General features: G+C 71.7%; 13 protein-coding genes. 10 read left to right on the top strand and 3 right to left on the bottom strand.

Going from position 1 to position 14,338, the window contains the following annotated elements:
• Positions 1 to 174: 174 nt before the first annotated feature.
• The 3 genes from HHL19_RS32595 to HHL19_RS32585 all read right to left on the bottom strand — a co-directional run bounded on the left by HHL19_RS32595 (position 175) and on the right by HHL19_RS32585 (position 2,976).
• Positions 175 to 777, bottom strand: a complete 603-nt coding sequence (locus tag HHL19_RS32595) for a hypothetical protein (protein WP_169093986.1) — start codon at positions 775 to 777, stop codon at positions 175 to 177.
• A 1,006-nt stretch (positions 778 to 1,783) separates the two neighbouring features.
• A complete protein-coding gene (locus HHL19_RS32590; RefSeq protein WP_169093985.1) occupies positions 1,784 to 2,800 on the bottom strand; it encodes a hypothetical protein in 1,017 nt (338 codons plus the stop codon).
• The gene (locus HHL19_RS32585) at positions 2,797 to 2,976 is read right to left on the bottom strand and encodes a hypothetical protein (protein ID WP_169093984.1); all 180 of its coding nucleotides are present in this window, start codon (positions 2,974 to 2,976) and stop codon (positions 2,797 to 2,799) included. Before HHL19_RS32585 ends, HHL19_RS32590 begins: the two co-directional genes overlap by 4 nt.
• Positions 2,977 to 3,113: 137 nt before the next feature.
• On the opposite strand from HHL19_RS32585, the gene HHL19_RS32580 reads away from it, so the two are divergent.
• The 10 genes from HHL19_RS32580 (at position 3,114) to HHL19_RS32540 (ending at position 14,321) form a co-directional block, all read left to right on the top strand.
• Complete coding sequence (locus HHL19_RS32580) at positions 3,114 to 3,479, top strand: PH domain-containing protein (RefSeq protein WP_169093983.1); 366 nt, start codon at positions 3,114 to 3,116, stop codon at positions 3,477 to 3,479.
• A gap of 126 nt (positions 3,480 to 3,605) precedes the next feature.
• Entirely contained in the window at positions 3,606 to 4,427 is an 822-nt protein-coding gene (locus HHL19_RS32575) for a Bro-N domain-containing protein (RefSeq protein WP_169093982.1), read from the top strand.
• A gap of 15 nt (positions 4,428 to 4,442) precedes the next feature.
• The gene (locus HHL19_RS32570) at positions 4,443 to 5,318 is read left to right on the top strand and encodes a DUF2797 domain-containing protein (protein WP_169093981.1); all 876 of its coding nucleotides are present in this window, start codon (positions 4,443 to 4,445) and stop codon (positions 5,316 to 5,318) included.
• A gap of 419 nt (positions 5,319 to 5,737) precedes the next feature.
• A complete protein-coding gene (locus tag HHL19_RS36905; RefSeq protein WP_206325621.1) occupies positions 5,738 to 6,073 on the top strand; it encodes an antibiotic biosynthesis monooxygenase in 336 nt (111 codons plus the stop codon).
• The gene (locus HHL19_RS32565; RefSeq protein ID WP_206325620.1) at positions 6,060 to 6,938 is read left to right on the top strand and encodes an amidohydrolase family protein; all 879 of its coding nucleotides are present in this window, start codon (positions 6,060 to 6,062) and stop codon (positions 6,936 to 6,938) included. Before HHL19_RS36905 ends, HHL19_RS32565 begins: the two co-directional genes overlap by 14 nt.
• A 100-nt stretch (positions 6,939 to 7,038) precedes the next feature.
• Complete coding sequence (locus HHL19_RS32560; RefSeq protein WP_169093979.1) at positions 7,039 to 7,794, top strand: response regulator transcription factor; 756 nt, start codon at positions 7,039 to 7,041, stop codon at positions 7,792 to 7,794.
• Between the two features lie 6 nt (positions 7,795 to 7,800).
• Positions 7,801 to 9,345, top strand: a complete 1,545-nt coding sequence (locus HHL19_RS32555; RefSeq protein ID WP_169093978.1) for a HAMP domain-containing sensor histidine kinase — start codon at positions 7,801 to 7,803, stop codon at positions 9,343 to 9,345.
• Between the two features lie 26 nt (positions 9,346 to 9,371).
• The gene (locus HHL19_RS32550) at positions 9,372 to 10,655 is read left to right on the top strand and encodes a bifunctional glycosyltransferase family 2/GtrA family protein (RefSeq protein WP_206325619.1); all 1,284 of its coding nucleotides are present in this window, start codon (positions 9,372 to 9,374) and stop codon (positions 10,653 to 10,655) included.
• Positions 10,652 to 12,733 carry a glycosyltransferase family 39 protein gene (locus tag HHL19_RS32545; protein WP_169093976.1) on the top strand — a complete coding sequence of 694 codons (2,082 nt, stop codon included), beginning with the start codon at positions 10,652 to 10,654 and terminating at the stop codon, positions 12,731 to 12,733. The genes HHL19_RS32550 and HHL19_RS32545 overlap by 4 nt, the downstream gene beginning before the upstream one ends.
• 76 nt (positions 12,734 to 12,809) lie before the next feature.
• Positions 12,810 to 14,321 (top strand): MFS transporter, encoded by a 1,512-nt coding sequence (locus HHL19_RS32540; protein ID WP_169093975.1) that lies wholly within the window; start codon positions 12,810 to 12,812, stop codon positions 14,319 to 14,321.
• The last annotated feature ends 17 nt before the right edge of the window (positions 14,322 to 14,338 follow it).

Genomic DNA, 14,338 nt, shown 5'->3' with positions numbered 1-14,338 from the left:
TCTCTGCCTCATCAAGCACCCGGCTGCGCTCCGCTCCGCCGGGCGGGCTTCCCGGCTCCGCTCGGGGCGCCGCTCCTGCCTTCGGCCCGCTCCGCCCCCGCTGCGCCGACGCCCGCCCCTGCAAGACGGGATGGGAGTTAGGGCGAGTGGTGGGCTGAGCGCCGAGTCGCTCGTCTAGCTGAGTAGGTCTCTGTGAGCGTCCAGGGTCTTCATAAATTCGTGTGCGATCTGACGAACCGAGATCGCGACAACATTACCGTCAAGTGGGAGGTTCTCGCCTGACGCATTAGAGATGAAGCCCATCCCGTTCTGCTTCGCAAGATGTTCGTAGGCTGAGTTCAAGTGCGGGTCAACGTGCGCCCCGCCTTCCTTATTCGACATCGTCAGTACAAACTTCTTGCGCGACCAAAGTGCGCCACTGTCGTCGCGTGTGTGCTCTTCCGTCCACCATGAGGTGAAGGGGGCAGGCGGGTGGATATGTGACGGGGGAAGGGGCATGTCGAGAGGTGCGACGTAGTCTGCTCCGACGCCCGACGTCATTCTCATCAGAACCAGAGCCGGTGCGGCTGGAAGCAGGTTGCGAGGGTTAATTCGACTGGCTGTGTCCACGTATGCCATCTGATCTTTCAAGCCGAGCTGATCAAGCAGCGAGTGGCTGCTCGCAGTGTCATGGAGGAGCACGCGAAGAGTCACAGCAAGTCTTTTTGCCTCAGCTTCAAATCCCGCATCGAACGAGGCTGCAGAAGCTCTGAGGAACGCGACGTTTTCATCGAGCATCTCAAGGAGATCTGCCCGACTTCGTTGGACTGCCATATCTGCCCCTCTCGTACAGCACACATACCTGCGAATGAGTCGAGCAGGCGAGCTTCATGAAGCTTCCCATGAGGTGCGCTGCTGGCGCTGGCCAATGTCCGACACAGGAGGTCGTGCCACATCCGTGCCAGATCGTGCGGGGAGCCACGGGGAACGAGGGGCGTTGACGGGCTCTGGGCTGTCGATCAGCCCCACAGCATCCGCGCAGGTCAGATGCGCCCCCCTCCCGCTCTCCTAGAGTGGCGGCTTCCTCGTGGCTAGCGGCAGGGTCCAGCTTGCGCAGGCCACCAGTGCGCTGTCGTCCTCAGTAAGGAAGAGCAGGGTGAATCGTGTCCGATTCTCAGGATCAATCAGTGCGGTGCGCACGGGCTGGCCGTACTCCCTAGTGAGTTGCACCGCTCGTTCCAGCCCAGAGGGTTCGAAACCACGCATCCGCATGCGCTGAAGTCGATGACTGAATACTCCAGCATGTGCACCAGCGGGTTGAGCCCGCTCTGCCACCCAGTAGGGGGCGCCGCGACGTAGGGCAGCCAGAGCTATCGCGGACGCCTCGTCACCGCCGGTCAACAGCGCTTCCAGCACATGCCGTTCCATGGCCACCTCAGGTGGATCGTGCGGTACAGCAGCGCGGTACCGCAACCCCAGCAACCGACCCCGTCCACTAGCGGACGTCACGGGCCACAGAGCGGCCGGTATGGCCGTCGTTGACCGATCCCGCTAGAGCTACGGATCAGAAGGTTGCAGGTTCTAATCCTGCCGAGTGCACACAGATCAGAGGCCCCCTGGACATCGTCCAGGGGGCCTCTGGCGTCAGCGGATGACATCAACGTGTTCATCGGTTGGGTGCTTGCGCGCTCGTGGGCGCTCTCGATCACCGAAACCTTTGGCTGAGGCAACGCCGGCCTGCGCTCCCCACATCACCGCTCCCCGCATGACCGCTGTCCGCGCTTCGCTTCGGACACCGCGCCAGTCAGTTGAGCGTGCGCCGGGCGTCGTTGAAGCCGGTCTGAGACGACCTGTCCGCCCGTTTCCTCAGCGCGGCTACCGTATTCGGGTCGAGGCCCCTTGCCGTCGCCCAGATCTCGGTGAGCTCGGGGCCCTGGTTGCGCAGCATGGCCATGGGCTTCGTGGCTCCGGCCTTCTCCCACCGCTTGATCCAGGTGGCGGTGACATATCCGGCCGGGTCGCCGTCGAAGGCGGGGGGTGAGGTGTCGGCGCCGTGCGTCAGAGACGCGAAGACCTCCGCCGCCCACTTGTCTCCTTCGTCGTCTCCCTGTGTGCCACCGAGGTCCGCGGCGATCGCATCGAAGGCTGCCAGTGCGCGGGCGTTGCCGGTGGACGGCGCCGTGAGATCGGCATTGTTCGGGTCGGTGGCGTCGTGCGGCACGGCGGCGAGCTCTCGGGCGGCTTGCCGGGTGGCTGCACCGCGCAGGGTGGCGTACGCGGTCGGATCCTCCGAGACGACTCGGAGCACCCGGAGCAGGGACTTGTCGTGGATCGCGAAGTGGACTCCGTCCGCATCCTTCCACGGCTTTTCGGAGCGTCCGGAACGGCGGACGTAGTCGGCACGGCCCGAGGCCAGCATCGCGCGGGTGTCGGTCGCGTAGTCCGCGAGTGCCTCGGACAGCGGAACGTGCAGACCGCGCTCCACGGTCTTGGCCTGGGTGGCATCACCGAGCGCGAGCAGGACGTTCTTCATGGCTTGCGCCTGCTGTTCGGAGTGCCGACCCGGTGCGGTGCCGATGGTGGCGCCCTTGATGGCCTCGCCCAGTTCTTCACAGGTCGATGCGGATGCCCCCTCGGCTCCGAGAGCCGAGCGCATCTCGTTGCTGCCGGCCAGTTCGTCGCAGGAGACCCGCCGTTCCTGTGAATCGATGACGAACCATGCTCCAGCCGCCGCGGCGAGTACCGCGGTCGCCCCGATCGCCGACTTGACGACGCGGGACTTCTTGGGTGCGGAAGCTGCTTGCTCGGCCATGGTGTTCATGCTCTCCGAATGCTGCGTTGGCCTCGGCCTCCACTTCGCCCTTCATCGACGATGACGAAGGATCCGCCCGCGGTGGGGATGGCCATGGGGGTGACCGCGCCACCGATGACGTGGCGGGCGACCTTGGACTTCCAGTCGGCCGCGCTGTATCCGACCATGCGCTCGTCGTTGATCACGTCCTCGCGGATCGCGGTGAACGCGGCCAGTCGGTCGGAGGGGTGTGAGTGTGAGGTGGGGGCGTTGCCAGGGGCGGGGTGGGTGGGGTTAGGTACGGATGATCGTATCTATTGGCTGAAATGTGGGGGGTAGGGCCATGGCGCTCTTCGGGAACGCGCACTCCATCGATCCGGCGCAGGCGCAGCAGGACTACGCGCGGCTGCTCGGTCAGGGGGAGCAGGTGCACGCCGCGTACCTGCTGATCCGGGACGTCATCTTCTTCACGGACCGGCGGCTCGTGCTCGTCGACAAGCAGGGCATCACCGGCAAGAAGGTCGAGTACCACTCGATCCCGTACCGGAGCATCACGCACTTCGCCGTCGAGACGGCCGGCACCTTCGACCTCGACGCCGAGCTGAAGATCTGGATCTCCGGCTCGCAGCTGCCGGTCACCAAGACGTTCACCAAGGGCGTGGACATCTACGAGGTGCAGGCGATCCTCACGCAGTTCGTCGCGCGCTAGCGGGCGCGGAGATTACTACGAAGGCCCCGGGTTTGCCCGGGGCCTTCCCCGTTTGGGTGAACCCATCAGATTTGCATGTCAGTTGAATATGCCTTCGGCCTAGTGTGCGGGTGGAGGTGATGATCGTTGGACGCGATCGACATCGATGACTTCGTACGGGCCGCCTCGGGAGGCCAGCTGAGGCGGCTGACGGCCGTCGACGGGGCACACTGGTTCCCCGTCGTGGACGTGGCCCGGCAGCTCGGGTACGCCGGGCCGCGGGAGGCGCTGCGCAGCGTGGTCCTGCCCGCCTGGTGCCTGGCGCCGGCCCGCGAACTGGCTCCGAGCCCGGACATACTCGCGCGCAGCGGCATCCGGGGCACCGCCCGCATGGTGAGCCTCCCCGGGCTCGTGCAGCTCGTCACCGCCTGCCGCGCGCCGGAGGCCGGGCCGTTCCGGGCCTGGGTGGGCGAGCTGGTGGCCGAGGTGCAGCGGCACGGCGGCTACGGGCTCGAACCGGCGCCCGGGCACAGCGGGTTCGTGTTGCCGCCCGAGCTCGTCGACGTCCTCGTCCGGCTGGAGGGGCGCTTCGACGAGGGCGCCGCCGACCTCGTCGCGTACGCGGAGCTGCTGCGCGAGACGCGGCGCAGCCTCTCAAGGGTCGCCGACTCCCTTGAGCGCTCGTTCGCCGTGCCCCGCCAGCGGGGCGGCGAAGGCCCGCCGCCGCTCAGCGCGCGGGAGCTGGTCGAGTCCTGGGAGATCAGCGGCGACATGCGGGCCGTCGCCTGTTTCCTCGCCCCGGCTCTCGTCCGCGGCGGCGTCCGCTGCCGCCCGCAGGACGTCACCCGGCGCACCGGCCTCTCCGGCGAGCGCGTCCGCGACTGCGTGCGGCTGCTCATCGAGCGGGGCTGCATGCGCGAGGTCGGCGACCCCTGCCCGGACGGGACGCGGATCTACGTCCTGCCCTGAGGGGAGGATGGGGGCATGGGAGGTGACCGGGGCGTGTGGCGGAGCGGCGGGGTCGGGTGGGTCGACGGCGCGGCCGTGCTGCGCTGGTGGGGCGGGCGGACGAGCCCGGTCGCGTACGGGCGGCCGCTCGGCTTCCGGGCCGTCGGCGGCCGGGTCTGCGCGGGGGTGCGGGGGAACGCCTGCCCGCTCGGCGCCGCCGTGCCCGGGCGGTCCACCGGCGGGCTCTGCCCCGCGTGCGCGCGGCTCGACCGGGCGCACTCCGTGGCCGCCGACACCTTCGCCGACGACCCCCGGCCCTACCGCGTCTACCTCGCCTGGTTCGGGCCCGGCACCGTCAAGGTCGGGATCACCGGGGAGCACCGGGGGTCCGCGCGCCTCCTCGAACAGGGCGCGGTCGCCTTCTGCTGGCTCGGGCGCGGGCCGCTGATGGCCGCCCGGCGGACCGAGGAGGTGCTGCGGCAGGCGCTCGGCGTGCCCGACCGGGTGTCGTACGAGCGGAAGCGGACGCTGCGGGTCGGGCTCCCGGGCCCCGCCGCCCGGCGCGGCGAGATCGAGGCGCTGTACGGCCGGGCCCTGGCCGTCGGGGGCTGGGGCGAGACGCTGGAGGCGCTGCCGTTCGCCGCGTACGACCACGGGGACGTCTTCGGGCTCGGGGAGCTGCCCGCGCTCGACGGGAGCGTCACCGAGCTCGTCGACGGCGGGGTCGTCACCGGGCGGGTGCTCGCCGCCGCCGGCCCCGACCTGCACCTGCGCGATCCCGCCGGCCGCCATCTCGTCCTCGACGGCCGGCTGCTCGCCGGGTGGGGGCTCGAACGGGGCGGTGAGGCGGACGTCTGGAGCGTGCCCGTCGGCGTCGTCGCGGCCGGGAGTGCACAGGACGGGCTGTTCTGACCGGCCGGCCAGCCGGCAGAGACCGGTCAGGATGGGCTCTTCTGCCCGGCCGGGCAGAGAGCGGTCAGGACGGGCTTGTTCCGGCCTGCCTGCTCGCTGGGTGTGGGCAAGGTGGGTTTGTTCTGGCCGTCCGCTCGCTGGGTGTGGGCAAGGTGGGTTTGTTCTGGCCGTCCGCTCGCTGGGTGTGGGCAAGGAGCGCTTGTTCTGACCGTCCGCCCGCCGGGTGTGGGCAAGGAGCACTTGTCCTGACCGGCCGCCCGCCGGGTGCGGGTAGGACCGACCTGGCCCGGGCCCGGCCTTCCCCTCCACCGCGAGCGGGCAAGGCGGGCTGTTCCGGCCGGCTCGTCGTTCGTAAAGTCTTGGATCCCTTTGGCCGGCGGCCGTGGACAGCGTCCGGGGCGCCCGGCGAGGGTGATCGCATGACGCAGAAACCGATCTCCGGGCTTGAACCGCCTTACTACACCGCCGTCTTCACCTCCCTGCGGCCCGACGCCCCCGAGGGGTACGCCGACACCGCCGCCGAGCTGCGCGACCGGGTCGTCTCCATCCCCGGCTACCTCGGCCACGAGGCCGCCCGCACCCCCGGTGGCCTCGGCATCACCGTCGCCTACTTCCGCGACCTGGAGGCCCTTGACGCCTGGCGCCTCGACTCCGCGCACCTGGCGGCGAAGGCGTACGGGCGCGAGCACTGGTACGAGGCGTACAGCTGCCACATCGGGAAGGTCGAGCGGAGCTACGGCTTTGAGCGAGAGTGAGGCCGTACGGGCCCTGACCGCGCGGCTCGGGCTGCCCGGACTCGTCGACGTCCACACCCACTTCATGCCGAAGAACGTGCTCGACAAGGTCTGGGCGTACTTCGACGCCGTCGGGCCGATGACCGGGCAGCCCTGGCCCATCACCTACCGCGAGGAGGAGGACCGGCGGGTCGAGCTGCTGCGCGGCTTCGGCGTGCGGGCCTTCACCTCGATGCTCTACCCGCACAAGCCGGGGATGGGCGCCTGGCTCAACTCCTGGGCCGCCGACTTCGCCGCACGGACGCCAGGCTGTCTGCACACCGCCACGTTCTTCCCCGAGCCGGAGGCCGCCGCGTACGTCCGGGAGGCCCTCGACGCCGGGGCCAGGGTCTTCAAGGTGCACGTCCAGGTCGGCGGCTTCGACCCCAACGACCCGCTGCTCGACGAGGTGTGGGGGCTGCTCGCCGAGAGCGGGACACCGGTCGTCGTCCACTGCGGCTCCGGGCCCGCGCCCGGCGCCTTCACCGGGCCGGGACCGGCGGGTGAGCTGCTCGCCCGGCATCCCCGGCTGCGGATGATCGTCGCGCACATGGGCATGCCGGAGTACGAGGACTTCCTCGGGCTCGCCGAGCGGTACGAGGGCGTGCATCTGGACACCACCATGGCGTTCACGGACTTCAGCGAGCGGCTCGCGCCCTTCCCGCGCGAGGCGCTCAAGCGGCTCGTCGAGCTCCAGGACCGGATCCTGCTCGGCTCCGACTTCCCGAACATCCCGTACCCGTACGTCCACCAGCTCGACGCCCTGGAGCGGCTCGGGCTCGGCGACGACTGGCTCCGGGCGGTCCTGCACGACAACGGCGCGGCGATGTTTCACGTGAAACCCTGACCCTGACCCGGACGCCGGACGGCCGGGAGGTCACGGCTTTCTCAGGGAATTCACAGGAAAGCGAAAGAGGGATCTCAGCGGCGGCGGCCAGCGTGGTGCCATGACCGTCACCACTCGCAGCACTTCAGCCCGCCGCGGCACCCGCGCCGATCTGCTCCGTGCCGACGGCACCGCCGTCCGCGTCCTCGTCGTGGACGACGAGGCCTCCCTCTCCGAACTGCTCTCGATGGCCCTGCGCTACGAGGGGTGGCAGGTCCGCAGCGCCGGAGACGGGGCCGGTGCCCTGCGGGCCGTCCGCGAGTTCCGGCCCGACGTCGTCATCCTGGACATCATGCTCCCGGACGTCGACGGGCTCAGCCTGCTCGGTTCGATCCGGCGCGAGCTGCCCGAGGTGCCGGTCCTCTTCCTGACGGCGAAGGACGCCGTGGAGGACCGGATCGCGGGGCTCACGGCCGGCGGCGACGACTACGTCACCAAGCCGTTCAGCCTGGAAGAGGTCGTCGCCCGGCTGCGCGGCCTGATTCGGCGCTCGGGCGCGGCGCAGGCCCGCAGCGAGTCGGTCCTCGTGGTCGGCGATCTCACCCTCGACGAGGACAGCCACGAGGTCACCCGGGGCGGCGACTCGATCCATCTCACCGCCACCGAGTTCGAGCTGCTGCGCTACCTCATGCGCAATCCGCGCCGGGTGCTCAGCAAGGCGCAGATCCTCGACCGCGTGTGGTCGTACGACTTCGGCGGCCAGGCCAACGTCGTCGAGCTGTACATCTCCTATCTGCGCCGGAAGATCGACGCCGGGCGCTCGCCGATGATCCACACCCGGCGGGGGGCCGGCTACCTCATCAAGCCGGGGGAGTAGCCCTTCATGCGCCTCCGCCCCGGGAGCGGGTTCCGGCGGCCGTGGTCGCTGCGGACGCGGCTCGTGGTCTCCGCCGTCGCGCTGATCGCGGTCGTCGCCGCCGTCATCGGCACGGTCACCACCATCGCGTACCGCTCCTACCTCTACGACCGGGCCGACGAGCAGCTCACCGGCCTCGCCCAGCGGGCCGCGGGTCCGCCGGGCAAGCCGCTCGGCCCCGACCCGCTCCGCGGCCGTGAGCCGCTCGCCTTCCTCGGCACGCCGGGCTCGCCGATCGGCACGCTGGGAGCCGTCGTCGAGGACGGGAAGGTCACCGAGGCCGGGTACTCGACGGAGGTGGCCGGCAGCGGCACCGGCGAGGGGCCCCGCTTCCCGGTCAGGGAGCTGGACGCGGCGCAGGAGAGCGCGCTCGCCGCCGTGCCCCGCGACGGCCGGGCGCACACCGTCGACCTCCCCGGCGGGCTCGGCTCGTACCGGGTCGTCCACACCGAGGGCGCCCGCAGTGCCTTCCTCACCGGCATCCCGCTCACCGAGGTCGAGAACGCCCTCTCCACCCTCGTCCTCGTCGAGCTCAGCCTCACCGGCGCCTCCCTCGCCGCCGCCTCCCTCGCCGGGACGGTCCTCGTCCGGATCGCGCTGCGTCCGCTGCGCCGGGTCGCCGCCACCGCCGCCCAGGTCTCCCGGCTGCCGCTGCACAGCGGCGAGGTCGCGCTCCACCAGCGGGTGCCGGACGCCGAGGCCGATCCACGGACCGAGGTCGGACAGGTCGGCGCCGCCCTCAACCGGATGCTCGACCACGTCCACGCGGCCCTCGACGCCCGCCAGCAGAGCGAGACCCGGGTCCGGCAGTTCGTCGCCGACGCCAGCCACGAACTGCGCACCCCGCTCGCCTCCATCCGCGGCTACGCCGAACTCACCCGGCGCGGCCGGGAGGAGTGCGGCCCCGACACCCGGCACGCGCTCGGCCGGATCGAGTCCGAAGCGACCCGGATGACCGGCCTGGTCGAGGACCTGCTGCTGCTCGCCCGCCTCGACGCCGGACGTCCCCTCTCGGCCGAGACCACCGACCTGGTCCCGCTGGTCGTGGACGCCGTCGGGGACGCCCGCGCCGCCGGGCCCGACCACCGCTGGCGCCTCGAACTGCCCGGGGACGGGCGGGAGACGGCGGTACGCGGCGACGCGGCCCGGCTCCAGCAGGTGCTGCTCAACCTGCTCGCCAACGCCCGCACCCACACCCCGCCCGGCACCACCGTCACCGCGTCCGTACGGAACGAGGGCGCGGCCGTCGTCGTGGAGGTCCGGGACGACGGGCCCGGCATCCCGCCCGACCTGCTGCCCGCCGTGTTCGAGCGCTTCGCCCGCGGCGACGCCTCCCGCTCCCGGCAGGCCGGCTCCACCGGGCTCGGCCTCGCCATCGTGCGGGCCGTCGTCGCGGCGCACGGCGGCGAGGTGACCGTCGAGTCCGTCCCCGGACGCACCGTCTTCTCGGTGTCCCTGCCGGCGGCGGTCATGCACTCACAGGCGGACCACAGGCTGATCACACAGCCGTGACAGCGGGCCCGGCGAGGGTCGTGGACATGCGAACCCACACCCTCGCGGGGCCCGCGACGCAGGCCCCCGGCACCCTCCCCGCCCGGGAGCACCTGCCGGTGAGCGAAGCGGGCCGGCCCGTTCTGGACGTGGTGATCCCCGTCTACAACGAGGAGAAGGACCTGGAGCCGTGCGTCCGCCGGCTCCACGCGCACCTCACGCGCACCTTCCCGTACGGCTTCCGCGTCACCGTCGCCGACAACGCCTCCACCGACGCCACGCCCGCCCTCGCCGCCGCCCTCGCCGCCGAGGTGCCCGAGGTGCGGTCCGTACGGCTCGAACAGAAGGGCCGCGGCCGGGCGCTGCGGACCGTGTGGTCGGCCTCCGACGCCCCCGTCCTCGCCTACATGGACGTGGACCTCTCCACCGACCTCAACGCGCTGCTCCCGCTGGTCGCGCCGCTCATCTCCGGCCACTCCGACCTGGCCATCGGCTCCCGGCTCGCCCGCTCCTCGCGGGTGGTGCGCGGGCCCAAGCGGGAGTTCGTCTCCCGCGCCTACAACCTGATCCTGCGCGGCTCGCTCGCCGCCCGCTTCTCCGACGCCCAGTGCGGCTTCAAGGCGATCCGGCGCGACGTCGCCGAGCGGCTGCTCCCGATGGTCGAGGACACCGGCTGGTTCTTCGACACCGAGATGCTCGTCCTCGCCGAGCGGGCCGGACTGCGGATCCACGAGGTGCCGGTCGACTGGGTCGACGACCCCGACTCGACCGTGCACATCGTCCGGACCGCCACCGACGACCTGAAGGGCGTCTGGCGGGTGGGGAAGGCGCTCGCGACCGGCTCGCTGCCCCTTGACCGCCTCGTCCGGCCCTTCGGCGACGACCCGCGCGACCGCGAGCTCCCCGGGGTGCCCGGCGGACTCGCCCGCCAGCTCGTCGGCTTCTGCGTCGTCGGCGTGCTCTCCACGCTCTGCTACCTCGCCCTGTACTCCCTCTTCCGGCTCGGCACCGGCGCCCAGCTCGCCAACGCCGCCGCCCTCCTCCTCTCCGCCGTCGCCAACACGGCCGCCAACCGCCGGCTCACCTTCGGCGTCCGGGGCCGCGACCGGGCCGTCCGCCACCAGGCCCAAGGGCTCGTCGTCTTCGCCATCGGCCTCGCCCTGACCAGCGGCTCCCTCGCCGCGCTCGGCGCGGCCACCGGCGACCCGGCGCACTCCACCGAACTCGCCGTGCTCGTCGTCGCCAACCTCGCCGCGACCGTGCTCCGCTTCCTGCTCTTCCGGCTCTGGGTCTTCCCGGACCGCCGACACCCCACGGGGGACCCCCGATGACCGCACCCCTTTCGATCCCGGTGGTCCGGGAGAGCCGCCCCGCCCGGCTGTGGCGCGGCCGCCCCGAGGACGCCCCCTGGGTGCGCCCGGCCTTCCTCGGCCTGCTCGCCGTCACCACCGCGCTCTACCTGTGGAACCTGACCGCCTCCGGCTACGCCAACTCCTTCTACTCGGCGGCCGTCCAGGCCGGCGGCGAGAGCTGGAAGGCCTTCTTCTTCGGTTCGCTCGACGCGGCGAACGCCATCACCGTCGACAAGCCGCCGGCCGCGCTCTGGCCGATGGCGCTCTCCGTCCGCCTCCTCGGCCTCGGCTCCTGGCAGATCCTGCTGCCCGAGGTGCTGATGGGCGTGGGCACCGTCGCCGTGCTGTACGCGGCCGTCCGCCGCCGCTTCGGCGCGGGCGCCGGCCTGATCGCGGGCACGGTGCTCGCGCTCACCCCGGTCGCCGCGCTCATGTTCCGCTTCAACAACCCGGACGCGCTCCTCGCCCTGCTCATGACCGTGGCCGTGTACGCGGTGCTGCGGGCCCTGGAGCGGGCCGAGGGGGGCACGAAGTGGCTGGTCGCGGCGGGCGTCGCCTTCGGCTTCGCCTTCCTCACGAAGACCCTCCAGGCCTTCCTGATCCTGCCGCCGCTCGCCCTCGTGTACGCCGTCTGCGCGCCCTCCCGGCCGCTGAAGCGGCTCGGCCAGCTGGGCCTCGCCGGACTCGCCCTGATCGTCTCCGGCGGCTGGTGGGTTGCGCTCGTCGAGCTCTGGCCGGCGGCCTCGCGCCCGTACGTCGGCGGCTCGCAGAACAACAGCTTCCTGGAGCTGACCTTCGGCTACAACGGCCTCGGCCGGATCAACGGCGACGAGGTCGGCAGCGTCGGCGGCGGGGGCGGACCCGGCGGAGGCGGTGGAGGCGGCGGCGGACAGGGCGGCCGCTGGGGCGAGACCGGGCTGCTGCGGATGTTCAACGACTCCGTCGGCGGCCAGATCTCCTGGCTCCTCCCGGCCGCGCTGCTGCTGCTCGCCGCCGGACTCGTCGTCACCCGGCGGGCGCCGCGCACGGACACGGCCCGGGCCGCGTTCCTCCTGTGGGGCGGCTCGCTGCTGATGACCCTCGGCGTCTTCAGCTTCATGGCCGGCATCTTCCACGAGTACTACACGGTCGCCCTGGCCCCGTACCTCGCCGCCCTCGTCGGCATGGGCGCGGCGGTGCTGTGGGAGGAGCGGACCCGGCTCCTCGCCTCGGCGACGCTCGCGCTCGCGGTCGGCGTGACGGCCTGGTGGGGCTGGACGCTGCTCGGCCGTACGCCGGATCACCTGCCGTGGCTGCGCTGGACGGTGCTCGTCGCGGGCGCGGTGGCCGCGCTCGGCCTGCTCGCCGCGGGCCGGGTCGACCGGCGCCTGGGCCTGGCGGCGGCGGGCCTCGGCCTGGCCGCGGGCCTCGCGGGCCCGTTCACGTACACCCTGGAGACCCTCGCCACCGGCCACCAGGGCTCCATCGTCACGGCGGGCCCGTCGGGCGCCGGCTTCGGCGGCCGCGGAGGCTTCCCGGGCGGTCCCGGCGGGGCCCAGCGCATGGACGATGGCGGCCCCCGGAACGGCGGCATGCAGCCGCCGACCGGCCGTCAGATGCAGCCCCCCACCGGCCAGATGCCCGACTTCGGCGAACGCGCCGGGAGGGGCGGCGGAGGCATGCGTGGCGGAGGCATGGGCGGGCTCCTCAACGGGACCACCGTCGGTGCGGAGGCCAAGGCGAAGCTGCTCCAGGACGCCGACGCGTACACCTGGGCCGCCGCGACCGTCGGCGCGCAGAACGCGGCCGGCTACCAGCTCGCCACCGAGAAGCCGGTCATGGCGATCGGCGGCTTCAACGGCAGCGACCCGTCCCCCACCCTCGCCCAGTTCCAGCAGTACGTCGCCGAAGGCCGCATCCACTACTTCATCGGAGGCGGAGGCGGAGGCGAAGGCGGCGGCGGTATGGCCGGTGGCATGGGCGGCGGCTCCGAGATCACCGCCTGGGTCCAGGAGACCTTCACCGCCACCACCGTCGGCACCGCCACCTTCTACGACCTGACCGCCGCCCCGAAATAAAAATCCCTATACAGCGTAAGAGACCTCCTATACGGTGTACGAGCCTTTGACCTCGTACACCGTATAAGGAGTTTTCATGACGGCCACGCCCACGGCGACAGGCGGCCACCCCCAGCGCTGGCTGATCCTCGGCGTCATCTGTCTCGCCCAGCTCACCGTGCTGCTCGACAACACCGTCCTCAGCGTCGCCATCCCCTCGCTGACCACCGAACTCCACGCCTCCACCAGCGACATCCAGTGGATGATCAACGCCTACTCGCTCGTCCAGTCCGGCCTGCTCCTGACCGCCGGCAACGCCGCCGACCGCTACGGCCGCAAGAAGCTGCTCGCCGTCGGTCTCGCGCTCTTCGGCCTCGGCTCGCTCGCCGCCGGCCTCGCCGACTCCACCGGGCAGCTGATCGCCGCCCGCGCGGGCATGGGCGTCGGCGGGGCGCTCCTGATGACCACCACGCTCGCCGTCGTCATGCAGATCTTCGACGACTCCGAGCGCGTGAAGGCCATCGCGCTCTGGGCCACCGTCAGCTCGCTCGGCTTCGCCGCCGGACCGCTGATCGGCGGCGTGATCCTCGACCACTACTGGTGGGGGATGATCTTCCTGATCAACATCCCGGTCGCCGTGATCGGCCTGGTCGCCGTCCTCAAACTGGTCCCCGAGTCGAAGAACCCCCAGGGCGACCGCCCCGACCTGCTCGGCGCGCTGCTCTCGACCATCGGCATGACCGCCGCCGTGTACGCGATCATCACCGGCCCCGAGCACGGCTGGACCTCCACCGAGGTGCTGCTCCCGGCCGCCCTCGGCATCGTCGTGCTCGCCGCCTTCGCGCTGTGGGAGCTGCGGACCCCGTACCCGATGCTCGACATGCACTTCTTCCGCAACCAGAAGTTCGTGGGCGCGGTCGCCGGCGCCATCCTGGTGATGTTCGGGATGGGCGGCTCGATGTTCCTGCTCACCCAGCACCTCCAGTTCGTGCTCGGGTACGCACCGCTCGAGGCGGGTCTGCGGATGGCGCCGCTCGCGCTGACCGTGGTCGTCCTCAACCTCAGCGGCGTCGGCCCGCGGATCGTGATGAAGCTCGGCACCCCGCTCACCGTCACGGTCGGCATGACGCTGGTCGCCGCCGGTCTCGCGTCGATCGCCCTGATCGGCGGCGGCACGGACGGCACCTACTGGGGCATGCTGCTGGGCCTGGTCCTCATGGGCGTCGGCCTCGCGGTCTCCAACCCGGCCATGGCCAACGCGATCATGAGCGCGATCCCGCCGGAGAAGGCCGGCGTGGGCGCGGGCGTCAACGGCACCCTCGCCGAGTTCGGCAACGGCCTCGGCGTCGCCGTCCTCGGCGCCGTCCTCAACGCCCGCTTCGCCGCCCTCGTCACCGTCACCGCCACCTCGCTCCCGGCGGCCCTCGCTGCGGCCGGCGACGAGACCGAGCGGGCGCGGATCTCCGACGCCTTCGCGTCCGGGCTCCAGACCAGCCAGCTGGTCGGCGCGGTCGCCGTCCTCGTCGGCGGTCTGCTCGCCGCCTTCCTGCTGAGGCGGGCGGAGCGGACGGAGCAGCCCGCGGCGGCCGAGCCCGTCGTCGCTGCCTAGCATGGTCACGAGCCCCG

This window comes from Streptomyces sp. R302 (genome assembly GCF_012927245.1).
Lineage (GTDB): Bacteria > Actinomycetota > Actinomycetes > Streptomycetales > Streptomycetaceae > Streptomyces.
Note: the sequence above shows the minus strand (reverse complement) of the source record. Positions and strands in the feature narration are given on the sequence as shown.